Genomic DNA, 21,146 nt, shown 5'->3' on the forward strand with positions numbered 1-21,146 from the left:
CGTCTCGTACTCGGGCAACCTCGACTCCTGCATCACCATCCGCACCGTGGTCTGCCACGGCGGCCGCGCCTCGATCCAGGTGGGCGCGGGCATCGTGGCCGACTCGGACCCAAAGACGGAGTGGCTCGAGACCTGCTCCAAGTCGCGCGGCATGCTGCTGGCGCTCCGCGTCTCTCAAGAAACCGGAACGCCGGAAGACGCCCCGCCATGGAAGGGACACCCGCGGTGATCTCACTCAAGCTGGTGGGGGGGCCCGGGGGAGGAGCGGCAGCCGGCGCTCCCCCCCGGATCCGGTAGAACCATGATTCTCGTGCTCGACAACTACGACTCTTTCACCTACAACCTGGTCCAGTACCTGGGCGAGTTGGGCGCCACGATGCGCGTGGCGCGCAACGACAAGATCACGGTCGAGGAGATCGAGCGCCTGGAGCCCGAGGGCATCGTGATCTCGCCGGGTCCCGGCAACCCGGACGGCGCCGGCATCTCGCTGGCGCTCATCCGCCGCTTCCACGAGACCACCCCGATCCTGGGCGTCTGCCTCGGGCACCAGGCCATCGGCCAGGCCTTCGGTGGAACGGTCAGCCGGGCCCGCAAGCAGATGCACGGCAAGATCTCGCGCATTCACCACGACACGCGCGGCGTCTTCGCCGCGCTGCCGCAGGACTTCGAGGCGACGCGCTATCACTCCCTCGTCGTGCTGGACCAGCGCTTCCCGGCTCTCCTGGAAGTCTCGGCGCGCGCGGAGGACGGCGAGATCATGGGCCTGCGCCACCGGCGCTTCCCCGTCGAGGGCGTCCAGTTCCACCCCGAGTCCATTCTGACCGGACAGGGCAAGGCGCTCCTGCGGAACTTTCTCGGGCTCACGCGCTCTGCGGCGGTCGCGTGATGGGCGCGGCGGACCCTCCAAGTCGTTCGTCCTCCCCCGGCGAGCTCGAGCTCATCAGGCTCATCCGCCGGACCGTCGAACGTAGTCCGGCCGAGCGTGTAGAGACCGGCATCGGCGACGACACGGCGGTGCTGCTGCCCCAGCCGGGCGCGCGTCTCCTCGCGACCACGGATCTCATCATCGAGGACGTCCACTTTCGCCGCGCCTGGGCTTCGCCCTTCGACATCGGCTGGAAGGCCATGGCCGTCAACCTCTCGGATATCGCAGGCAAGGGCGGCCGCCCGCTCTGGGCGCTCGTCGGGCTGGCGCTCCCCGCCCCCGCCGACCCCGCGGAGGTCGAGGCGCTGTACGAGGGCATGAGGCGGGCCGCGGCGCCCCACGGCGTCGCGATCGTCGGCGGTGACACTTCCGTATCTCCCAGGGGCTGGTTCGTCGACGTCACCCTGTTGGGGGAGCACCTGGGCGTCCCGAGGCTCCGCTCCGCGGCCAAGCCGGGGGACGCCGTGGCGGTGACCGGCACGCTTGGACGGTCGGCCGCCGGGCTGGCTGCGCTCGAAGCGGGACGCGCTCGGCTCGGCACCGTGCGGCCGGAAACGATCGAGGTCGTCACCGCGGCGCACCTCCGTCCCACGGCGCGGGTCGCCGAGGGGCGCTGGTTCGGCGCCGCCGCAGGCGTGCATGCCATGATGGACTGCTCTGACGGCCTCGCCACAGACCTCGGCCACATCTGCCGCGAGAGCCGCGTCGGCGCTCGCGTCGAGCTCGACCGCCTGCCGGTGGATCCCGCCGCGCGCGAAGTCGCGGGCGCCCTCGGTACCGACGCGCTCTCGTGGGCGACCTCAGGCGGCGAGGACTTCGAGCTCCTCCTGACCTGCGACCCGGCGTCCGTGGACGCGCTCCGCGACGGCCTCGGCCGGGCCACGGGCACGGCGCTCACCGTGGTCGGCGAGATCGAGACCCTCAACGCGCTCGAGGCGGGAGTGACCTTCCTCGGCGCCGGCGGCCTGCGCGTCGCGATACCCGCTGGGTACGAGCACTTCAGTGGATAGCCTGACCGGCCTCGAGCTCGCTGGCCTGGGTGTTCTCGTGCTCCTCTCCGCCCTCCTCACCGGCGCTGAGGCGGCCTATTTCTCGCTCGGGCGCGCGCGGCTCAAGCGGCTGGCCGAGGAGCAGGGCCCTGCAGAGGGCCCGCTCGTGCCGCTCCTCACGCGCCCTCACGAGCTTCTCGTCACGCTCCTGGTCGGCATCACCCTCGTCAACATCGCCGCCTCGGCGCTCGCCGCGACGATGGCCGCCAAGCTCTTCGGCCCCGCGGGCCTGGCCGTCGCCATCGGCGCGATGACGGTGCTCCTCGTGGTCTTCGGCGAGGTCCTGCCGATGACGCTCGCCGTCGAGCGCCCGGAGCGATACTCCGCGTGGGTCAGCCGGCCTGTCGCCTGGCTGTCGGCTCTGCTCTGGCCGGTGCGCGCCATATTGAACGGGCTCACCACCGTAACGTTGCGCTTCGTCGGATCGGAGCGGAAGCAGGGCGAACCCGAGATCTCGGAGGCCGAGCTGCGCACACTCGTGGACGTGGGCGCCCGCGAGGGCGTAGTGGACCGCACCGAGCGCGAGATGATCCACAAGGTCTTCGAGCTCGAGGACACGCTGGTGCGCGAGGTCATGGTGCCGAGGCCAGACATGTTCTGCCTGGACGTGGCGACTCCGCCCGCCGAGATCCTTCGCCTCCTGCGCGACCAGCTGCACTCGCGCGTGCCGGTCTTCGAGGAGACGGTGGACCAGATCGTCGGCGTCCTCTACACCAAGGACCTCCTGCCCTACCTGCGCGGCCTTCCCGGGGACTTCGACCAGCGCAGGCACTTGCACCCGCCCTACTTCGTGCCAGAGTCCAAGCGCGCCGACGCGCTGCTGCGCGAGTTCCAGGCCAAGAAGCTCCACCTGGCCATCGTCGTGGACGAGTATGGCGGCACGGCCGGCCTCGTCACGCTCGAGGACCTGCTCGAGGAGCTGGTGGGCGAGATCCGCGACGAGTTCGACGAGGAGGAGCGGCTCATTCAGAAGGTGGACGCCGCGACCTACCGTGTCTCGGGCAAGCTGCCCATCGACGAGCTCAATGCCGCCACGGGCCTGAACCTGCCCAATGAATCCTTCGACACGGTAGGCGGCTGGGTGCTCGACCTCTTTGGCCGCGTGCCCCACAGGGGCGAGAAGGCGCAGACCGTCGAGGTGAGCGTGGCCGTCGAGAAGGTCCAGCGTACCCGGGTGGTCGAGGTGCTGGTGAAGCTCAACCGCCGCTCCGGCGGGAGCCGCGCGGCATGATCTATTTCTGGGCCATCGGCTTAGCGGTGCTCGTGACGGCGCTGCTCTCCGCGGCCGAGATGGCCTTCATCGCGGCGAACCGGGTGCGGATGCGCCATTTGGCCGAGACCGGCGACGCCACGGCGGCGCGCTACCTCGAAGCGTTCCGCCATCCGGAGCGTATGCTGTCAACGGCCATGATGGGCGTCACCGTCGCCCACATCGCGGCGTCCTCCCTCGCCACCTGGGCCCTCATTCCCGTGGCGGGCGGCTGGGCAGCCTTCCTCGTCACGGTGACCCTCGTGCCGGTCATGCTGATCTTTGGCGAGGTCATCCCGAAAACCGCGGCGCGCGAGTGGGCCACGGCCCTGATTCGGCGCCTCTTCCCGGTGCTCGAGATGGCGACCGTGGTACTGGCGCCGGTGACCTGGGGGGCGAGGGCGCTGGTCGGCGGGGCGCTCCAGACGGTCGGCCTGCGCAGCGCGACCACTCGGCAGTTCGTCTCCCGCGAAGAGCTCAAGCTCCTCCTGCAGCTCGAGCCCACGGAGGCCGACGTCACCTCGTCCGAGGCCGAGATGATCGACAAGATCTTCGACCTGGGCGACACGGCGGTGCGGGAGATCATGGTGCCGCTCGTCGACGTGGCCGCCCTGCCAGAGGACGCCACCCCCGACGACGCGATCCGCCTCATTCAGGAGCGCGGTTTCTCGCGCATCCCCGTCTACGCCGACCGCGAGCTCAACGTCGTGGGCGTTGTCACGGCGATGGATCTCCTGCGGCGCGGGGCGGAGGCCCCCGATCTCAAGACGTTGATGCGGCCGGCGACGTACGCGCCGGAGACGAAGCGGATCGACGAGCTCTTGACCGAGATGCAGAAGGGACGGGTCCAGCTCGCGGTCGTGGTGGACGAGTACGGCGGAGCCGTCGGCATCGTGACGGTGGAGGACATCGTCGAGCAGATCGTGGGCGAGATCCAGGACGAGCATGATCGGACGCCGGCCATGGCGGAACGGCTGCCGGATGGCAGCTATCGCGTGTCCGGGCGGGAGCGGGTCGAGGAGCTCAACGATGCCCTCGACTGGAGCCTGCCGACGGGCGACTTCGAGACGGTGGCGGGGCTCGTCCTGGCAACGGTGCACCGCCTCCCGCTCGTCGGCGAGGAGTTCCAGGTCGGCCGCCACACCTTCACCGTCCTCGAGGCCGACCCGCGCCGCATCCTCACGGTGCGCATCACCCCACCCGCGCCACCGTAGCCTGAGGCTCGAGCGAGGCAGGTCGGATGAGCGCTTGCGCGAAGGAGCAGGACCGCTCAACCAAGATCTTCCACATCTAACCGAGACAAAAGGACGAACACTATGGCCGGCAAGATGGTTCAGTTTCCCAGCAACGGGCATACGACCGATGGTTACCTCGCGGCGCCGACATCCGGCAAGGGGCCGGGCGTGCTGGTGATCCAGGAGTGGTGGGGGCTGGTCCCGCACATCAAGTCCGTGTGCGATCGCTTCGCCGCGGCGGGCTTCTCGGCCCTGGCGCCCGACATGTACCACGGCAAGACAGCCAGCGAGCCCGACGGCGCGGGCAAGCTCTTCATGGCGCTCAACATCGAGCAGGCCGAGAAGGACCTGCGCGGGGCGGCCATGTACCTGGCGGGCCATTCCTCGACGGCCAAGCTCGGCGCGGTCGGCTTCTGCATGGGCGGCCAGCTCGCACTTTTCGCCGGCTGCACGAATGCGTCCATCGGCGCGGTGGTCGACTTCTACGGCATCCACCCCAACGTCAAGCCCGACTACGCGAAGCTCTCGGGCCCGGTGCTCGGGCTCTTCGCCGAGAAAGACGGCTTCGTCAATCCCGACGTCGCGCGGGGGGTCGAGGCGGCCATCAAGAAAGCGGGCAAGTCTGTCGAGATCCACGTCTACCCAGGCGTGGACCACGCCTTCTTCAACGACGAGCGCCCGGACGCCTACAACAAGGCCGCGGCCGACGACGCCTGGAAGCGGACCGTGGATCACTTCAAGAAGCACCTGAAGTAGCCGCGGAAGAAAAAGAAAGCGGGGGGCCGTGAGGCCCCCGCTTGGGTCCAGCTCCTTCGCCGCGAAAGCTAGCCGGCCGCGGCGGCGGCTTTCTTCTTCTTGCCCTTGGCGGCCGGCGCGGCGGCCTCGCCCTTGTCACCCTTCCCGGTCTTCTCGGCTTTGGGAACCTTTTCCGACTTGGCGTCCGTCTTGGCCTTCTCCTTGGGCGCCTCGGGCCGGTCCACCAGCTCGAGGACGACCATGAGCGCGCGATCGCCGGGGCGCGTGCCGGCCCTGATGATCCGCGTGTAGCCGCCGTGGCGGTCGCCGAAGCGCGCAGCGATGGTGTCGAACAGCTTCCTCACCACCTCGGTATCCGGCACCATGCGGAGGACCTGCCGGCGCGCGTGGAGGTTGTCGCGCTTGGCCAGCGTCACCATCTGGTCCGCGAGGCCGCGCACTGCCTTGGCCTTGGCTTCCGTGGTCATGATGCGCTCGTGGCGGAAGAGCGCGACGAGGAGATTCCTGAAGAGCGCCCAGCGGTGCGCGGTGACGCGCCCGAGCTTGAACCCGGCGTTGCCGTGCCTCATTTCACCCCTCCGCGCCCCAGGGTCCCGAGCAGGTTCGGGTCGATCCGCATCCCGAGCGAGAGGCCCAGCGCGGCCAGAGCGGTCTTGATCTCCTCGATGGACTTGTCGCCGAGGTTCTTGACCTGCTCCAAATCCGCGTCGGTCTTCTGGACGAGGTCCGCGACCACGAGAATCTCGGCGTTCTTGAGCGCGTTGATCGCGCGCGCCGGCAGCGGCAAGTCATCGAGAGGCTTCCCGAGACTTTCCTGCAGAGACCCCTCGCCGGCGCCCTCGACTTCCTCCTCCTCTTCCTCGCCGCCTTCGGGCGCCAGCAGCGCAAACTGGTCGCGCATGTGGGTGGCCGCCCGCGTCAGCGCCTCATCGGGCGACACGGCGCCGTTCGTCCACACCTCGACGACTAGGCGGTCGTAGTCGGTGATCTTGCCGAGCCGCGCGTTCTCGACGTTGTACGACACGCGCTGGATGGGCGAGAAGGCCGCGTCGAGCGCGATGGCGCCCGGGGGCACGGTTCCGGCCGCGTGCCGGTCTGCGGCAACGTAGCCGCGGCCCACGCCGATCCCGAGGTCGATCACGAGCGTCGCGCCGGCCTCGAGCGTGGCGATATGGAGCTCGGGGTTCAGCACCTCGACCCCCGTCGCCTCGGAGACGTCCGCGCCCGTGACGGCCTTGGGCCCCTTGGCTTCGAGCCGCGTCTCCATAGACTCACCCGAGGGAACGTTGACCGCGAGCTTCTTGAGGTTCAGGAGCACGTCCTGCGTGCTCTCCGCCACGCCGGGCAGGCGCGTCTCGACATCCTTGACGCCCTTGACGCGCGCCCAAGCCACGGCCGCCCCCGGGATGATGCTGAGCAGGGTGCGGCGCAGCGAGTTGCCGACCGTCAGGGCATAGCCCTTCTCGAACGGCTCGGCCACGAGGCGGCCGTACCGGTCCGACAGAATCTGCCACTCGATCGTCTTCGGCTTCTGGAACGGAATCCGTGCCATACGTTCCCTTCTTCCGCTTGCGGCGGCCTTACTTCGAGAACAGCTCGACGATCATTTGCTCCTGCACCGGGATCTGAATGTCCTCCCGGATCGGCAGCCCGCGCACGGTGCCTTTCTTCTCGTTAAGATCGACTTCGAGCCACGCCGGAATCTGCTGGCGCCCGGCTCCCAGGTTGTCGGCGACCCGCTCCTGCATCTTGGAGGTCGGGCGCAGCTGGACGACCTCTCCGACCTTGACGATGTACGAGGGGATGGAGACCTTCCGGCCGTTGATCTGGATGTGGCCGTGGCCGACCATCTGCCGCGCCTCGCGGCGCGAGGCGGCCATGCCCAGACGGAACACGACGTTGTCCAACCGCCGCTCGAGCAGCTTGATCAGGTTCTCGCCCGTGCCCCCGCGCTCACGCTCGGCCATCGCGAAGTAGCGGCGGAACTGGCTTTCGAGGACGCCATAGATGCGCTTGGCCTTCTGCTTCTCGCGCAGCTGGATGCCGTAGTTCGTGAGCTTGGTCCGGGAGAGCCCGTGCTGGCCCGGCGGGTAGTTCCTCCGCTCGATGGCGCACTTCTCCCCGAAGCAGCGGGACCCCTTCAAGAACAGCTTGATGCCTTCACGCCGGCATTGCCGGCAGACTGCCGCACGATATCGCGCCAACGCTCTCTCCTCCCCTACACCCGACGCCGCTTGGGCGGACGGCACCCATTGTGCGGAATCGGCGTCACGTCACGGATCGCGGAAATCTCGAGGCCCACGGCCTGGAGCGACCGGATGGCCGCCTCCCGGCCTGCCCCCGGACCCCGCACAAACACCTCCACCTGCTTCAGTCCCAGATCCATCGCCTTGCGCGCGGCGTTCTCCGCTGCGGTCTGCGCGGCGAAGGGCGTACTCTTCCGTGAGCCCTTGAACCCGACGCTGCCGGCGCTCGCCCAGGAGACCACGTTGCCCATCTTGTCCGTCAGGGTGACGATCGTGTTGTTGAACGTCGCCTGGACGTGGGCGATGCCCACGCGGACTTCCTTGCGCTCCCGCTTACGCCCGCCCTTGCGTGGCGCAGCCGGGGCTTTCGACTCTTCCTTCTCCGCCGCCTTCTCTGGCGCTTCGTCAGCCATGCGTGGGGCTCCTTACTTCTTCGGTGGCGCGGCGGCGGGTGCGGGTGCGGCCGCGGCCACGGGCTTCTTCTTGACCATGACGCCCTTGCTCTTGCCCTTGCGGGTGCGGGCGTTGGTGTGGGTCCGCTGCCCGCGCACGGGCAGGCCCTTGCGATGGCGGATGCCGCGGTAGCAGCCGATGTCCATGAGGCGTTTGACGCTCATGGACACTTCGCGTCGCAGGTCGCCTTCGACCTTGTACTCGCGGTCGATGATGTCGCGCACCCGCGCCGTCTCCTCGTCGCTCCAGGCCTTGACCCGCTTGCCGGGATCGACCCTCGCGTCGGCGAAGATCTTCCTGGCGGACGGGATGCCGATCCCGTAGATGTACTGGATCGCGATCTCGCCGCGCTTGTCCCGCGGCAGATCCACTCCGGAGATACGTGCCATGGTCATTACTCCTTTCGAGCCATTTCACCGCTCGCCTCGGGACGTTCGTACCTGCGGCAGCTCGACCGTCCCTCAGCTCGCACTACCATTACCCTTGACGCTGCTTGTGGCGCGGGTTCTTGCAGATGATGCGCACGACGCCCTCGCGCCGCACGATCTTGCAGTGCTCGCACCGCACCTTGACGGACGGTCTGACTTTCATAATGTGTCCTTTCGAACCGTTTCACCGCTCACGATCAACTCAGCCCTCGGCGTTCACCTCGCACTGCCACCCGCCCGTGTGCCTTCGGCACTCGGCCGTCCCTCAGCTCGCACTGCATTACTTGAACCGGTACGTGATCCGGCCGCGGGTCAGGTCGTAGGGCGACAGCTCGACCTTGACCTTGTCCCCGGGCAGGATCCGGATGAAGTTCATGCGCATCTTGCCTGACACGTGCGCGAGCACCTTGTGGCCGTTCTCGAGCTCGACGCGGAACATGGCGTTCGGCAGCGGCTCCACCACGGTGCCCTCGACCTCGATCGCGTCTTCTTTCGGCATACCCTAGGCCGCCGTCCGCGTGAGGACTTCCGGGCCGTTCGCCGTGATCGCGATCGTGTCCTCGAAGTGGGCCGCGAGGCTGCCGTCCACCGTCACCGCGGTCCAGCCGTCCTCGAGCACCCGCACTTCCCACGACCCCATGGTCACCATGGGCTCGATGGCAAGCACCATGCCGGTCTTGAGCACCGGGCCCCGCCCGGCTTCGCCGAAGTTCGGCACCTGCGGCTCTTCGTGGAGCGCCCGGCCTATCCCGTGTCCGACGAACGCCCTCACGACGCCGAAACCGTGGCTCTCGCAGTGCGCCTGCACGGCGTAGGAGATGTCGCCGATTCGGTTGCCCGCCCGGCACTGCACGATGGCCTTGTCGAGGCTCTCGCGCGTGACATCGAGGAGCTCCTGGACTCTCTCGGGCACCGGTCCGACCGGCAGGGTGATGGCGCAGTCGCCGTAGTACCCCTCGACGATGCAACCGAGGTCGAGCCCGATGATGTCGCCATCCATGAGCTTTCGCTTGGCCGAGGGGATGCCGTGGACCACCTCGTCGTTGATCGAGGCACACACCGTCGCAGGGTACCCGCGATAGCCCTTGAAGGCCGGCGCGGCGCCCTTGCCGACGATGAAGGCCTCGATGTCCTCGTCGATGTCCTTGGTCGAGGCGCCGGGTCGGACGAGGGCCTTGAGCCGCGCCTTGACCTCGGCCAGGATGCGGCCGGCCGCGCGCATGTGCTCGAGCTCCCGGGAGGACTTCAGCAGGATCACCGCGTCACCGCCTGTCCCACGGCCGTGCGGATGGCTTCGGCGACCCGGTCAACCGGCCCCTCGCCCGCGACCTCGGCCAAGAGCTTCCGGCCGCGGTAGTAGTCGAGCAGCGGCGCCGTCTGCGTCTGGTACACGTCGAGCCGTGTCGCCACCGTGGCTTCGCTGTCGTCCACGCGCTGGTAGAGCTCGCCGCCGCAGGCATCGCACTTCCCGGCGACCTTCGGAGGCGCCGACACCAAGTGGAAGGAGCGGCCGCACGAGCGGCAGATCCGGCGGCCCGTGAGGCGGCGGAGCAGCTCCGCCCTCGACACATCGAAGAACACGACCCGATCCAGCGCGATGCCCGTCCCCGCGAACACCGCGTCGAGGGCCTCGGCCTGGGCGACGGTGCGCGGGAATCCGTCGAGCACGCAGCCGTCCTTGGCGTCCGGCTCGCGCAGCCGGAAGCCGACCAGCCCGATCACGACGGGGTCCGGCACGAGGCCGCCCGAGTCCATGTGGCGCTTGGCCTCCAGCCCGAGCGCGCTCGAGGCCGCGACGGCCTCGCGCAGCATGTCGCCCGTGGCGATGTGCGGCACGCCCCACTCGCGCGCGAGGTCCTGCGCCTGGGTGCCCTTGCCGGCGCCGGGCGGGCCGAGGAAGATGACCCGGAGGCTCACGCCTGCGCCCGCGCCTTCTTGCGAAGGAAGCCTTCGTAGTTCCGCATCAGCAGGTGCGACTCCATCTGCCGCACGGTGTCCAGCGCCACGCCGACCACGATCAGCAGGCTCGTGCCCCCGAAGTAGAAGGGGACGTTGAACCAGCGGATCAGGAAGTCCGGCAGCACGGAGATCAGGGCGAGAAAGATGGCCCCGGGCAGGGTGATGCGCGTCAGCACCCGGTCGATGTACTCGGCTGTCTTCTTGCCCGGGCGCACGCCCGGGATGAAGCCGCCGTACTTCTTCATGTTGTCGGCCAGGTCGATCGGGTTGAAGACGATGGCCGTGTAGAAGTACGTGAAGAAAATGATGAGCGCGCAGTACAGGGCCGTGTACGTCACGTGCCCCGGCGAGAGCGCCTCGGAGATCGCCTGCATCCACGGGTGCTGGATGAAGCGCGTCAGCGTCGCCGGGAACAGGATCAGCGACGAGGCGAAGATGACCGGGATGACGCCCGCCGTGTTGATGCGCAGGGGAATGTGCGTGGTCTGGCCCATGGCCATCCGCCGTCCGACCATGCGCTTGGCGTACTGGACCGGGATCTTGCGCTGCCCCTCCTGCATCACGATCACTGCCGCGGTCACGAGCACCATCATGGCCACGAGACCGATGAACACGAAGAGCTTGAGCTCGCCGGTCGTGATGAGCGTGTAGGACGACACCACCGCCGAGGGCAACCGCACGACGATGCCCGCGAAGATGATCAGCGAGATGCCGTTGCCGATGCCCTTCTCCGAGATCTGCTCGCCGAGCCACATGATGAGGGCGGTGCCGGTGGTCAGCGTCAGCATGGTCATCAGCCGGAAGGGCCAGCCCGGATCCGGTACCAGCACGAGCCCGCCCTGCGGCTGCATGCTCTCGAGTCCCACGGCGATGCCGAATGACTGGATCAGGGACAAGCCGACGGTGCCGTAGCGGGTGTACTGGGTGATCTTCCTCTTGCCCGCCTCGCCTTCCTTGGCCAGCCGCTCGAGCGTCGGGATCACGACGGTCAGGAGCTGGAGGATGATGGACGCCGAGATGTACGGCATGATGCCCAGCGCGAAGACCGTGAGGCGCCGCAGGTTGCCGCCGGAGAAGAGATCGACCATGCCGAGCAGGCCGCTCTGCATCTGGTTGAAGAGCGCGGCCAGCGCGGCGGCGTCGATGCCCGGCGTCGGCACGTGGGCACCGAGTCGGTATGCGGCGAGCAGGCCCAGCGACACCAAGACCCGGCGCTTGAGCTCCGGGATCTTGAAGATGTTCTGGAAGCTTTGGAGCCCCTCCATCATCTGTCAGAAGCCTCCCGCTTGGTGTTAGAAGCCTCCCGCTTGGTGTTAGATGCCTCTCGCTTGGTGTCGGGCACCTTCGGCCTTGCGGGCAGGACCTCGACCCGGCCGCCCGCTGCCTCGAGCTTCTGCTTCGCCGACTCGCTGACCCGGTGCGCCTTGACCGTGAGCGCATGCGCGACTGCGCCGTCGCCCAGCACCTTCACCGCTTTGCGGCCCGACTTCTTGATGAGGCCGGCCTCGACGAGCCCGTCAGGGTCCACGACGCTCCCGGCCGCGAAGCGCGCGGACAGGTCCTTGACGTTGACCACCGCGAACTCGGTCTTCCCGCCGTAGGGCAGGAAGCCGCGCTTCGGTATGCGCCGGAAGAGCGGCATCTGGCCGCCCTCGAAGCCGGGGCGCGCGCCGCCGCCCGAACGGGCCTTTTGCCCCTTGTGGCCCCTGCCCGAGGTCTTGCCACTGCCCGAGGACGGACCGCGGCCGCGCCGCTTCCGCTTCTTCGTCGAGCCCTTCGCCGGTCGGAGATCTTCGAGTCTCATTGCTGGCTCACCTTGACGGCAAACGGCACGGCGTCGATCATGCCACGGATGGTCGGCGTGTCGTCGTGCTCCACCGTCTGGCGGATGTGCTTGAGCCCGAGCGCCCTGACGGTCGCCTCCTGCTTCGGCGAGAGCCCGATGAGGCTCTTGACCAGGGTGACCTTAAGCTTCTTTGCCACCGGATGCCTCCTGGCCGTCGCCGTCCGTGGACCTGCGACGGGCGTTGTGCGTGTCCAGGAGCCGCTTGAGGCGGCGGAACGCGTCGATGGTCGCCTTGAGTACGTTGTGCGGGTTGTTGGTTCCCAGGGTCTTGGTCAGGATGTCCTGGACCCCGGCCGCCTCCAGCACGGGCCGGACCGCCCCTCCCGCGATGACGCCCGTGCCGTGCGAGGCCGGGCGCAGGAACACCCGCGCGGCGCCGAAGTGGCCGGTGATCGCGAACGGAATCGTCGTGTCCTTGAGCGGCACGAGGATCAGGTCTTTCTTGGCGTGCTCGACCGACTTCCGGATGGCCTCGGGCACCTCGCGGGCCTTACCCAGCCCCACGCCCACGTGCCCCCGCCCGTCGCCCACGACGACCAGCGCCGTGAAGGAGAACCGCCGGCCGCCCTTGACCACCTTGGCGACGCGGTTGATGGCGACCACCCGGTCCGTCAGGTCCAGCGCGCTTGCATCGATCTTCGCCTCAGCCACTCAGTGTCTCCTGTTTAGAATGCTAGGCCGGCGGCGCGGGCCGCCTCGGCCAGGGCTTTGACCCGCCCGTGGTACTGGTAGCCGCCGCGGTCGAAGACCACCTGGCCGATCCCGCCTGCCTTGGCCTTTTTCGCCACGAGCTCGCCGACGATCGTCGCCGCCGCCACGTTGCCGCCGCTCTTGGCCTTGCCGCGGAAATCGGTCGAGCGGCTGTCCACCGACACGAGCGTCCGGCCGGCCGTGTCGTCCACCACCTGGGCGTAGATGTGGTTCAGGCTCCGGAAGATGGCCAGCCTCGGCCGCTCCGCCGTGCCCTGCACCTTCGTGCGCACCCGCAGGTGCCTGATCTTGCGTCCCTCGACCTTGAGTTCGGTCCGCATTACTTGGCCCCCGCCTTCTTGCCGACCTTGCGGCGGATGTGCTCATCGGAGTACTTGATGCCCTTTCCCTTGTACGGGTCGGGCTTCCGCAGCTCCCGGATCATGGCCGCCGTCTGCCCGACCAGGGCCTTGTCCGCGCCCTTGATCGTGATGGACACCTGCTTGTCCACCTCGGCCTGGATGCCCTCCGGCAGCGGGAAGATCACCGGGTGCGAGTAGCCGAGCGCCAGCTGCAGGCTCTTGCCCTGCACCTGCGCGCGGTACCCGATGCCGACGATCTCGAGCTTGCGCTCGAAGCCGTCCTTGACACCGTGGACCATGTTGGCGATGAGCGAGCGCATCAGGCCGTGCAACGCCCGCACCGTCCGGTGCTCCGAGCTGCGGCCGACTGTCAGCACGTTCTGCTCCACCGTGACGGACAGACTGCCGGGCACCGTCTGGCTGAGCTTGCCCTTGGGCCCCTCCGCCTTGACGGTCTGGCCCTCGATGGCGACCTTGACCCCCTGCGGGACCGGGATGGGCTTCTTGCCGATTCGTGACATGGCGTGCGCTCCTGTTGCTACCACACGTACGCGAGGACTTCGCCGCCGAGCTGCTGCTTGCGCACGGCGCGGTCCGTCATGACGCCGCGCGACGTGGACAGAATGGCGACGCCCATCCCGCCCAGGATGCTCGGAATCTTGTCCTTGGCCACATAGACGCGGCGGCCGGGCTTCGACACCCGGACCAGGCCGGAGATGATCTTCTCGTTCCCCGGGCCGTACTTGAGGTAGACGCGCAGCGTCCCCTGCTTCTTGTCCTCGATGAGGCGGAAGTTCTTGATGAAGCCCTCGTCCTTGAGGATCTCGGTGATCCGCACCTTGAGCTTGGAAGACGGGATGTCCACCTTTTCGTGCTCGGCGCGGCTCGCGTTGCGGATGCGCGTCAGGAGGTCTGCGATCGGGTCGCTCATCGACATGGTCGTCCGCCCCCTACCAACTCGCCTTGATCACGCCCGGCACCTCGCCCTTGAGGGCGAGCTCCCGGAAGCAAAGCCGGCAAAGCTGGAACTTCCTGAGAAAACCGCGCGGCCGGCCGCACAGCTTGCAGCGGCTGTAGACGCGCGTCTTGAACTTGGACGCCTTCTGCAGCCGCTCCGCCTTTATGATGAGCGAGGTCTTCGCCATACGTTAGGACTCCCTGAAGGGGACGCCGAGGTGCGCGAGCAGCGCCTTGGCCTCCTCGTCGGTCCGGGCCGAGGTGACCATGATCACGTCCATGCCGCGCACCTTGTCCACCTTGTCGTACACGATCTCGGGAAAAATCACCTGCTCCTTGAGGCCGAGGGCGTAGTTGCCGCGCCCGTCGAACGCCTTCGGCGGCACGCCTCTGAAATCCCGCACCCGGGGCAGGGCCACGTTGACCAGCCTATCGAGGAACTCGTACATCCGCGCCCCGCGCAGCGTCACCTTGCACCCGATGGGCGAGTTCTCGCGGAGCTTGAAGTTCGCGATGGACTTCTTGGCCCGCGTCACGACGGGCTTCTGGCCCGTGATCATCTGGAGATCAGCCACGGCGAAGTCCATCACCTTCGGGTTCTCCTTGCCCTCGCCCACTCCCATGTTGATGACGATCTTCTCGAGGCGCGGCACCTGGAAGGGGTTGGTGTAGCCCCGCTCCTTCATCAGCGCGGGAATCACCGCCGTCCTGAACCGGTCGCGGAGCCGCGGGGGCACGTCCCCGGTGACGCGGGCGCGGGCCGCCGGCGTCGCGGGAGCAGCCGGCGCCGGGCCCTTGGCCGGCCTGGGCTGCTTGGCGCCCTGGGGGGACTTGCCGCCCTGCGGCGCCTTCGGCTTCTCTTTCTTGTCCGCATCAGCCATGAATTACGCCTTGTCGATGAATTCGCCCGACTTGCGGGCGACCCGGGCCTTCTTGCCGTCGGTGAGCGACCGCACGCCGACCCGGGTGGGCTTGTCCGTCTGCGGATCCACCAACATCACGTTCGACAGGTGAATCGGCCCCTCGCGCTCGATGATGCCCCCCTGCCGCAGCTTCTGCGTCGGGCGCTGGTGCTTCTTGATCATGTTGACGTGCTCGATCAGCACGCGGTCCTTCTCCGAGATCACGCGGAGCACCTTCCCGCGCTTGCCGCGCTCCTTGCCGGCCACCACCACCACCGTATCGCCCTTCCGCACGCGCGCGATCGCCATGACGGTCTTCAGATGACCTCGGGGGCCAGCGAGATGATCTTTGTGAACTGCCGGTCTCGCAGCTCGCGGGCGACCGGCCCGAAAATGCGCGTGCCCACCGGATTGTCGTCCACCTTGATCAGCACGACCGCGTTGCGGTCGAAGCGGATGTACGAGCCGTCCTTTCGCCCGACCTCTTTAACCGTGCGCACCACGACGGCGCGTGCGACCTCGCCCTTCTTCACCGTGCCGTCTGGCACGGCTTCCTTCACGGCCACGATCACGATGTCGCCCAGAGAGGCGGTGCGCTTGTTGGAGCCGCCCAGCACGCGGATGCACTGGGCCTTCTTGGCGCCCGAGTTGTCCGCGACGTCGAGCATGGTTCGAGTCTGGATCATGGCCGGTGCCCCCGCCTCACGCGCCCACGCGTGTCAAAACCTGGCGGATGCGCCATCGCTTGTCCCTCGATAGCGGCCGCGTCTCCTCGATCAGCACCCGGTCGCCGACCTTGCTGGCGTTGGTCTCGTCGTGGGCCTTCAGCCGCTTCGACCGCGTGATGACCCGCTCGTAGCGGGGGTGGCGGTAAACGCGCTCGATCATGACCACGCGCGTCTTGGTCATCTTGTCGCTCACCACCACGCCTTCTCTCGTCTTGGTCTCGCTCACGCCGGTCGTCTCCTGTTAGCTTGCGCTCTTCAACTGGCGCTCCCGGAGGATGGTCTTGGCCCGCGCCAGATCCCGCCTGACCTGCTGCACCCGCGCGGGGTTCTTGGCCACGCCCATGGAGAGCTGAAACCGGAGGTTGAACAGCTCCTCGGTCAGCTCCTTGACCTTCTGGTCCAGGTCTTCGCCGCTTATCTCGCGCCAGCTCGCCGCCTTCATTATGTTCTGGGGAGGAGCGACCGCCGCTCCCTCTGAGGGTTGGCTCGGCTCGCCTTCGGCTGCGCCTCACACCGCAATCCCCAGACCTCGATCCGGCCCGTGCCCCGCGAACTCTGTTCGGCAGTCATTTCCATGTCTCTTGTCATCCCTGATCGCGTTGTTAGAGTGCCCGGGTGCGGGACACGAACTTGGTCTTGATGCCGATCTTCTGGGCCGCGAGCCGGAAGCCCTCGCGCGCCGCCGCCTCGTCCACCCCTTCCATCTCGTACATGATGCGTCCCGGCTTCACCACGGCGACCCAGAACTCCGGGTTGCCCTTGCCCTTGCCCATCCGCGTCTCGGCCGGCTTCTTGGTCACCGGCTTGTCCGGGAAGATCCGTATGAAGATCTTGCCTCCCCGCTTGACGCTGCGGGCGAGGGAGACGCGCGCGGCCTCGATCTGGCGGTTGGTCACCCACCCGGGCTCGAGGGCCTTGAGCCCGTAGTCGCCGAAGGCGAGCGTGGAGCCGCGCTGCGCCTTGCCCCTCATGCGGCCGCGCTGGGCCTTGCGGTACTTGACGCGCTTGGGCATCAGCATGGCTGCTTACGCCTCCGCCGCCTGACGCTGCGCGGGCAGCACCTCGCCCTTGAAGATCCAGACCTTCACGCCGATCACCCCGTACGTCGTGTGGGCCTCGGCGAGGCCGTAGTCGATGTCGGCCCGGATCGTGTGCAGCGGTACCCGCCCGTCGCGATACCACTCGCGCCGCGCGATCTCGGAGCCGCCCAGGCGCCCCGAGCAGGCGATCCTGATGCCATCCGCGCCCAGCCGGAGCGCCGACGTCACCGCCTTCTTCATCGCCCGGCGGAACGCGACGCGCTTCTGCAGCTGCAGCGCCACGTTCTCGGCCACCAGCTGCGCGTCCAGCTCCGGGTGGACCACCTCTTCGATGTTGAGGTAGACCTCCTTGGCGGTGCGCGACTGGATCTCGTTCTTGAGCTTCTCCACCTCCGCGCCCTTGCGGCCGATGATGATGCCGGGCCGCGCTGTGAAGATGGAGATGCGGGCCCGGTTGGCCGAGCGCTCGATGTCGATCCGCGAGATCCCCGCGTGATAGAGCGAGGACTTGATGAACCGGCGGATCTTGACGTCCTCGTGCAGGAGCTCCGCGTACCCCTTGGTGGCGAACCACCGGGAGCTCCACGTGCGCGTGGCGCCCAGCCTGAACCCGATCGGATGCGTCTTCTGCCCCATGGCTACCTCTGGGCGGCCCGCGAGGGGCGCGCCGTCTCGTCGGAAAGCTCGATCGTGAGATGGCTGGTGCGGTGCTTGATGAAGAAGGCCCGCCCCATCGCCCGAGGCGAGACGCGCTTCATCGACGGGCCGCCGTCGGCCGTAGCCTTGACGACCCGAAGGTCGTCGAGGTCCCGCACCTGGTGGTTGTGCTCCGCGTTGGCGATGGCCGAGCGCAGCACCTTTTCGATGAGCCGGGCGGCCGCCTTGGGAGTGAACTCCAGCAGCGCCAGAGCCTCGCCCGCCGACTTGCCCCGGATGTGATCGAGGACCAGCCTGGCCTTGGAGGCCGGGACGCGGATGTAGCGCGCGGTGGCTCGGGTCTTCATGGCGTGCTCAGGATTTCCCCGTCGGCGACACGGTGGCCTTCTCGGCCTGCCCGTGCGCCCTGAACGTACGCGTCAGGGCGAACTCGCCCAGCCGGTGGCCCACCATGTTCTCGGTGATGTAGACCGGGATAAACTTCCGGCCGTTGTGCACGGCCAGCGTGTGACCCACGAACTCCGGCACGATGGTGGAGCGCCGCGACCAGGTCTTCAACACCTTCTTCTGGCGCTGGCGGTTGAGCTCCTCCACCCGCTTCTCCAGCCTCTCCTCGATGTACGGCCCCTTCCTGGTAGAGCGTCCCATAGGTCTCGGCTCCTACTTCGTCCGGCGCGTCACGATGTAGCGGTCCGACGGGCGCGCGCCGCGCCGCGTCTTGTACCCCTTGGTCGGCTTGCCCCACGGGGTCATCGGGTGATTGCCCTTGCCCTTGCCTTCGCCGCCACCCATGGGGTGGTCGACGGGGTTCATCACGGTTCCGCGGACGGTGGGCCTGAAGCCCTTCCAGCGCGTGCGCCCGGCCTTGCCGACGGACACGTTCTCGTGGTCCAGGTTGCCGACTTGTCCCACCGTCGCCATGCACTCGAGCTTGACCTGACGCACCTCGCCCGAGGGCAGCTTGAGGTTGGCGTGGTCGCCCTCCTTGGCCAGGAGCTGGGCGAGCGTGCCGGCGCTCCTGCAGAGCTGGCCGCCCTTGCCCGGCTGGAGCTCCACGTTGTGCACGAAGGTGCCGAGCGGGATGTTTCTGATCGGCAGGGCGTTGCCCGGCAGGATGTCGGCCTGGGGGCCCGACATGATGACGTCACCGGGCTTGAGCCCGAGCGGGGCGATGATGTAGCGCTTCTCGCCGTCCTTGTAGTGCAGGAGCGCGATGCGCGCCGAGCGACCCGGGTCATACTCGATCCCCTTGACCACCGCCGGGATACCGACCTTGTCGCGCCGGAAGTCGACGTCGCGCAGCATGCGCTTGTGCCCGCCGCCGCGGTGGCGGACGGTGATGCGCCCGTAGACGTTCCGCCCGCTCGTCCGCTTCTTGGGCGACAGGAGGCTCTTCTCCGGCGTCTTCTTCGTGATCTCCTCGTTGGTGAGGAGCGTCATGTAGCGCCGAGCCGGCGAGGTGGGCTTGAGTGTCCGGATTCCCATGGTCCTAGGCTCCCTCGACCAGATCGATCTTGTGGCCGGGCGCGAGCGTCACGACCGCCTTCTTCCAGGCCGGGCGGCGACCCTCGAACTTGCCCATGCGCTTCCACTTGCCCTCGTGAGAGGCCGTGCGCACGGTCGCGACCTTGACGTTGAAGACCTTCTCGACGGCTTGGCGGATCTCGACCTTGTTGGCGTCGACCGACACCTGGAAGGTGATCGCGTTGAGCTCTTCCTTCCGCTGCATGCTCTTCTCGGTCATCAGCGGCTTGACCAGCACGTTCCGGGGATCGCGGTTCATGCCAACGCCTCCTGGAGCGACAACAGCGCCGCCTTCTCGAACAGCACGCGGTCGTTGCGCAGAACCTGGTAGACGGAGGCATGGGTCGGCGTCTCGACCGACAGCCACGGCAGGTTCCGCGCCGCGCGGTTGAGGCTTTCCGTGCGCTCCGAGACCACGAGGAGCGTGGGCCCCTCGGGCAGCCCCAGGCGCTTGAGCCGGGTCGTCAGTGCCTTCGTCTTGGCCTCCGCCAGGCCGAGCTGGTCGACCACGGACACCTCGCCCGAGGCGATCTTGGCCGCCAGCGCCTCTCGCAAAGCCGCGCGCCGCATTTCGGTCGGCATCTTCTTGTCGTACTTCCGGGGCGTGGGGCCGAAGGGCTTGCCGCCTCCCTTCCACTGGGTGGCGCGGATCGAGCCCTGGCGGGCCCGGCCCGTGCCCTTCTGCTTCCACGGCTTCCTGCCGCCGCCCGAGACCTCGCTGCGCCCCTTGGTGTCGTGAGTGCCCGCGCGCCGCGCCGCCAGCTCCTTCACGACCGCCTGGTGCAGCAGCGGGACGCGGACCGGGCCCGCAAACACGTCGGCGGACAGCTCGAGCTGCTGCAGCGCCTTGCCCGTCGCGTCGAGCACTGGAACGGTCGGCATGCTACGTGGCCTCTTTGGTTTTCTGCTGCTGCGCCTTGGTCTGCTTCACGCTCTTGCGCACCACCAGGAGCGTCCCGGTGTGTCCCGGCACCGCGCCTCTCAATAGAATTAGGTTCTGCTCGGGGATGACGCGCACGACCGGCAGGTTCAGCACGGTGCGGCGGTCGCCGCCCATGCGTCCCGGGAGCTTGTGGCCTGGCCAGACGCGAGAAGGATCGGACGACGCCCCGATGGAGCCCGGCGCCCGGTGAAACATCGAGCCGTGGCTCTGGTCACCGCCGGACCAGCCGTGGCGCTTCACGCCGCCCTGGAAGCCCTTGCCCTTGGTCACGCCCACCACGTCCACGAACTCCCCGGGCACGAACAGCTCGACCGTCAGCGTCTGGCCCGGCTGGTAGGCGGCGACGGCCTCGCTCTTCTGCAGCCGCATCTCGCGCAGCACCTTCATCGGCGTGTCCACGCCGGCCTTCTTGTAGTGGCCCGCCATGGGCTTGGTGACGTTCTTCTTCGCGGGCTCGAAGCCGATCTGGAGCGCGTCGTAGCCGTGGGTCGCCTTCGTGCGCACCCCCACTACCGTGCAGGGCCCGGCCTCGACCACGGTGACCGGGATCATGCTCCCGTCGTCGCCGAAGACCTGGGTCATGCCCCTCTTCCGGCCGATCAGCCCTTCCTTCATCGCCATGGCGGGACTATGACCTCGTGAGTGTGGCGAGGACGGTCCAGATGCAAGGCGGCACGTTGGCGACGACTGAGGCGTACGCATTTGTACGCCGCAGGGAGGAGCCAGCGTGCCAACGCCGCAGATGGGCCGTCATCGGCGCGCTCACAGCTTGATTTCCACGTCGACGCCGCTGGGCAGATCCAGCTTCATGAGGGCGTCGACCGTTTGCGGCGTCGGGTCCAGGATGTCGAGCAGGCGCTTATGGGTCCGCATCTCGAACTGCTCCCGGGATGTCTTGTCCACGTGGGGCGAGCGCAGGACCGTCCAGCGATTGATCATGGTCGGCAGCAGCACCGGGCCGGTGACACGGGCGCCCGTGCGGCGCACGGTCTCCACGATCTCCTTCATCGAGCGGTCCAGGAGGTTGTGGTCGTACGCCTTGAGCCGGATGCGGATCTTCTGGTCGGCGCTGACGGTGACCATGCCCTACTCCGCGATCTCCGCGACGACGCCGGCGCCCACGGTGCGCCCGCCCTCGCGGATCGCGAACCGCAGCTCCTTCTCCATCGCCACCGGCTGGATCAGCTCGATCGTCAT

37 protein-coding genes and 1 pseudogene are annotated in these 21,146 nt (G+C 68.0%); 6 read left to right on the forward strand and 32 right to left on the reverse strand.

Translation table 11 applies throughout. The features are described from left to right. From VGV06_05260 to VGV06_05285, 6 genes are all read left to right on the forward strand, one after another. The coding region (locus VGV06_05260; protein HEV2054568.1) for a chorismate-binding protein at window positions 1-229 on the forward strand (229 nt) is incomplete at its 5' end. A 72-nt stretch (window positions 230-301) separates the two neighbouring features. After that, entirely contained in the window at window positions 302-886 is a 585-nt protein-coding gene (locus VGV06_05265; GenBank protein HEV2054569.1) for an aminodeoxychorismate/anthranilate synthase component II, read from the forward strand. Further along, window positions 886-1,935 (forward strand): thiamine-phosphate kinase, encoded by a 1,050-nt coding sequence (gene thiL / locus VGV06_05270; protein HEV2054570.1) that lies wholly within the window; start codon window positions 886-888, stop codon window positions 1,933-1,935. The genes VGV06_05265 and thiL overlap by 1 nt, the downstream gene beginning before the upstream one ends. Next, on the forward strand, window positions 1,928-3,205 hold the full coding sequence (locus VGV06_05275; GenBank protein ID HEV2054571.1) for a hemolysin family protein: 1,278 nt from the start codon (window positions 1,928-1,930) through the stop codon (window positions 3,203-3,205). The genes thiL and VGV06_05275 overlap by 8 nt, the downstream gene beginning before the upstream one ends. Next, window positions 3,202-4,437: a hemolysin family protein gene (locus VGV06_05280; GenBank protein HEV2054572.1), complete on the forward strand. Its 1,236-nt coding sequence runs from the start codon at window positions 3,202-3,204 to the stop codon at window positions 4,435-4,437. The genes VGV06_05275 and VGV06_05280 overlap by 4 nt, the downstream gene beginning before the upstream one ends. A gap of 102 nt (window positions 4,438-4,539) precedes the next feature. Further along, a complete protein-coding gene (locus VGV06_05285) occupies window positions 4,540-5,214 on the forward strand; it encodes a dienelactone hydrolase family protein (GenBank protein ID HEV2054573.1) in 675 nt (224 codons plus the stop codon). Between the two features lie 68 nt (window positions 5,215-5,282). Here VGV06_05285 and rplQ read toward each other — a convergent pair whose 3' ends face one another. The 32 genes and pseudogenes from rplQ to VGV06_05445 all read right to left on the reverse strand — a co-directional run. After that, window positions 5,283-5,783: a 50S ribosomal protein L17 gene (rplQ, locus tag VGV06_05290; protein ID HEV2054574.1), complete on the reverse strand. Its 501-nt coding sequence runs from the start codon at window positions 5,781-5,783 to the stop codon at window positions 5,283-5,285. After that, window positions 5,780-6,766, reverse strand: a complete 987-nt coding sequence (locus VGV06_05295) for a DNA-directed RNA polymerase subunit alpha (GenBank protein ID HEV2054575.1) — start codon at window positions 6,764-6,766, stop codon at window positions 5,780-5,782. Before VGV06_05295 ends, rplQ begins: the two co-directional genes overlap by 4 nt. A 28-nt stretch (window positions 6,767-6,794) precedes the next feature. Continuing rightward, entirely contained in the window at window positions 6,795-7,418 is a 624-nt protein-coding gene (gene rpsD, locus VGV06_05300; protein ID HEV2054576.1) for a 30S ribosomal protein S4, read from the reverse strand. Window positions 7,419-7,432: 14 nt separating this feature from the next. Continuing rightward, on the reverse strand, window positions 7,433-7,873 hold the full coding sequence (gene rpsK / locus VGV06_05305) for a 30S ribosomal protein S11 (protein ID HEV2054577.1): 441 nt from the start codon (window positions 7,871-7,873) through the stop codon (window positions 7,433-7,435). Between the two features lie 12 nt (window positions 7,874-7,885). Beyond that, window positions 7,886-8,302, reverse strand: a complete 417-nt coding sequence (gene rpsM / locus VGV06_05310; protein HEV2054578.1) for a 30S ribosomal protein S13 — start codon at window positions 8,300-8,302, stop codon at window positions 7,886-7,888. An 88-nt stretch (window positions 8,303-8,390) separates the two neighbouring features. Then, window positions 8,391-8,504, reverse strand: a complete 114-nt coding sequence (gene rpmJ / locus VGV06_05315; protein HEV2054579.1) for a 50S ribosomal protein L36 — start codon at window positions 8,502-8,504, stop codon at window positions 8,391-8,393. Window positions 8,505-8,621: 117 nt separating this feature from the next. Next, window positions 8,622-8,840: a translation initiation factor IF-1 gene (gene infA / locus VGV06_05320; GenBank protein ID HEV2054580.1), complete on the reverse strand. Its 219-nt coding sequence runs from the start codon at window positions 8,838-8,840 to the stop codon at window positions 8,622-8,624. 3 nt (window positions 8,841-8,843) lie between these two features. After that, a complete protein-coding gene (gene map / locus VGV06_05325) occupies window positions 8,844-9,599 on the reverse strand; it encodes a type I methionyl aminopeptidase (GenBank protein HEV2054581.1) in 756 nt (251 codons plus the stop codon). Further along, complete coding sequence (locus VGV06_05330) at window positions 9,596-10,258, reverse strand: adenylate kinase (protein ID HEV2054582.1); 663 nt, start codon at window positions 10,256-10,258, stop codon at window positions 9,596-9,598. Before VGV06_05330 ends, map begins: the two co-directional genes overlap by 4 nt. After that, window positions 10,255-11,568, reverse strand: a complete 1,314-nt coding sequence (gene secY, locus VGV06_05335; GenBank protein ID HEV2054583.1) for a preprotein translocase subunit SecY — start codon at window positions 11,566-11,568, stop codon at window positions 10,255-10,257. The genes VGV06_05330 and secY overlap by 4 nt, the downstream gene beginning before the upstream one ends. Window positions 11,569-11,657: 89 nt before the next feature. Next, window positions 11,658-12,104, reverse strand: a pseudogene (gene rplO / locus VGV06_05340) (50S ribosomal protein L15). After that, on the reverse strand, window positions 12,101-12,283 hold the full coding sequence (gene rpmD, locus VGV06_05345; GenBank protein HEV2054584.1) for a 50S ribosomal protein L30: 183 nt from the start codon (window positions 12,281-12,283) through the stop codon (window positions 12,101-12,103). Before rpmD ends, rplO begins: the two are co-directional and overlap by 4 nt. Next, the gene (gene rpsE / locus VGV06_05350) at window positions 12,267-12,797 is read right to left on the reverse strand and encodes a 30S ribosomal protein S5 (protein HEV2054585.1); all 531 of its coding nucleotides are present in this window, start codon (window positions 12,795-12,797) and stop codon (window positions 12,267-12,269) included. The genes rpmD and rpsE overlap by 17 nt, the downstream gene beginning before the upstream one ends. A gap of 14 nt (window positions 12,798-12,811) precedes the next feature. Beyond that, window positions 12,812-13,177, reverse strand: coding sequence for a 50S ribosomal protein L18 (gene rplR / locus VGV06_05355; GenBank protein HEV2054586.1), 366 nt, complete (start codon window positions 13,175-13,177; stop codon window positions 12,812-12,814). After that, entirely contained in the window at window positions 13,177-13,719 is a 543-nt protein-coding gene (gene rplF, locus VGV06_05360) for a 50S ribosomal protein L6 (GenBank protein ID HEV2054587.1), read from the reverse strand. Before rplF ends, rplR begins: the two co-directional genes overlap by 1 nt. Before the next feature lie 17 nt (window positions 13,720-13,736). Next, on the reverse strand, window positions 13,737-14,135 hold the full coding sequence (rpsH, locus tag VGV06_05365; protein HEV2054588.1) for a 30S ribosomal protein S8: 399 nt from the start codon (window positions 14,133-14,135) through the stop codon (window positions 13,737-13,739). 13 nt (window positions 14,136-14,148) lie between these two features. Beyond that, on the reverse strand, window positions 14,149-14,343 hold the full coding sequence (locus VGV06_05370; protein ID HEV2054589.1) for a type Z 30S ribosomal protein S14: 195 nt from the start codon (window positions 14,341-14,343) through the stop codon (window positions 14,149-14,151). Window positions 14,344-14,346: 3 nt separating this feature from the next. Continuing rightward, a complete protein-coding gene (gene rplE / locus VGV06_05375; protein HEV2054590.1) occupies window positions 14,347-14,892 on the reverse strand; it encodes a 50S ribosomal protein L5 in 546 nt (181 codons plus the stop codon). 147 nt (window positions 14,893-15,039) lie between these two features. Next, the gene (gene rplX, locus VGV06_05380; protein HEV2054591.1) at window positions 15,040-15,366 is read right to left on the reverse strand and encodes a 50S ribosomal protein L24; all 327 of its coding nucleotides are present in this window, start codon (window positions 15,364-15,366) and stop codon (window positions 15,040-15,042) included. Window positions 15,367-15,374: 8 nt separating this feature from the next. Beyond that, window positions 15,375-15,743 (reverse strand): 50S ribosomal protein L14, encoded by a 369-nt coding sequence (gene rplN, locus VGV06_05385; protein HEV2054592.1) that lies wholly within the window; start codon window positions 15,741-15,743, stop codon window positions 15,375-15,377. A gap of 16 nt (window positions 15,744-15,759) precedes the next feature. Beyond that, window positions 15,760-16,011 carry a 30S ribosomal protein S17 gene (rpsQ, locus tag VGV06_05390; protein HEV2054593.1) on the reverse strand — a complete coding sequence of 84 codons (252 nt, stop codon included), beginning with the start codon at window positions 16,009-16,011 and terminating at the stop codon, window positions 15,760-15,762. Between the two features lie 15 nt (window positions 16,012-16,026). Further along, the gene (rpmC, locus tag VGV06_05395) at window positions 16,027-16,227 is read right to left on the reverse strand and encodes a 50S ribosomal protein L29 (protein ID HEV2054594.1); all 201 of its coding nucleotides are present in this window, start codon (window positions 16,225-16,227) and stop codon (window positions 16,027-16,029) included. 160 nt (window positions 16,228-16,387) lie between these two features. Next, entirely contained in the window at window positions 16,388-16,804 is a 417-nt protein-coding gene (gene rplP, locus VGV06_05400) for a 50S ribosomal protein L16 (protein HEV2054595.1), read from the reverse strand. Window positions 16,805-16,810: 6 nt separating this feature from the next. Then, window positions 16,811-17,461, reverse strand: a complete 651-nt coding sequence (gene rpsC / locus VGV06_05405; GenBank protein ID HEV2054596.1) for a 30S ribosomal protein S3 — start codon at window positions 17,459-17,461, stop codon at window positions 16,811-16,813. Window positions 17,462-17,463: 2 nt separating this feature from the next. Continuing rightward, window positions 17,464-17,829 carry a 50S ribosomal protein L22 gene (rplV, locus tag VGV06_05410; protein ID HEV2054597.1) on the reverse strand — a complete coding sequence of 122 codons (366 nt, stop codon included), beginning with the start codon at window positions 17,827-17,829 and terminating at the stop codon, window positions 17,464-17,466. Between the two features lie 7 nt (window positions 17,830-17,836). Continuing rightward, window positions 17,837-18,130, reverse strand: coding sequence for a 30S ribosomal protein S19 (gene rpsS, locus VGV06_05415; protein ID HEV2054598.1), 294 nt, complete (start codon window positions 18,128-18,130; stop codon window positions 17,837-17,839). A gap of 12 nt (window positions 18,131-18,142) precedes the next feature. Continuing rightward, on the reverse strand, window positions 18,143-18,967 hold the full coding sequence (gene rplB, locus VGV06_05420; protein HEV2054599.1) for a 50S ribosomal protein L2: 825 nt from the start codon (window positions 18,965-18,967) through the stop codon (window positions 18,143-18,145). Window positions 18,968-18,971: 4 nt separating this feature from the next. Next, window positions 18,972-19,265 (reverse strand): 50S ribosomal protein L23, encoded by a 294-nt coding sequence (gene rplW / locus VGV06_05425; protein HEV2054600.1) that lies wholly within the window; start codon window positions 19,263-19,265, stop codon window positions 18,972-18,974. Continuing rightward, window positions 19,262-19,888 carry a 50S ribosomal protein L4 gene (gene rplD / locus VGV06_05430; protein HEV2054601.1) on the reverse strand — a complete coding sequence of 209 codons (627 nt, stop codon included), beginning with the start codon at window positions 19,886-19,888 and terminating at the stop codon, window positions 19,262-19,264. Before rplD ends, rplW begins: the two co-directional genes overlap by 4 nt. 1 nt (window position 19,889) lies before the next feature. After that, window positions 19,890-20,564 carry a 50S ribosomal protein L3 gene (gene rplC / locus VGV06_05435; protein ID HEV2054602.1) on the reverse strand — a complete coding sequence of 225 codons (675 nt, stop codon included), beginning with the start codon at window positions 20,562-20,564 and terminating at the stop codon, window positions 19,890-19,892. A gap of 147 nt (window positions 20,565-20,711) precedes the next feature. Beyond that, window positions 20,712-21,032, reverse strand: coding sequence for a 30S ribosomal protein S10 (rpsJ, locus tag VGV06_05440; GenBank protein ID HEV2054603.1), 321 nt, complete (start codon window positions 21,030-21,032; stop codon window positions 20,712-20,714). A gap of 3 nt (window positions 21,033-21,035) precedes the next feature. Then, window positions 21,036-21,146, reverse strand: a 111-nt coding sequence (locus tag VGV06_05445; protein HEV2054604.1) for an elongation factor Tu, incomplete at its 5' end; no start/stop codon positions are given.

Source organism: Candidatus Methylomirabilota bacterium, from assembly GCA_035936835.1.
Taxonomy (GTDB): Bacteria; Methylomirabilota; Methylomirabilia; order Rokubacteriales; family CSP1-6; genus AR37.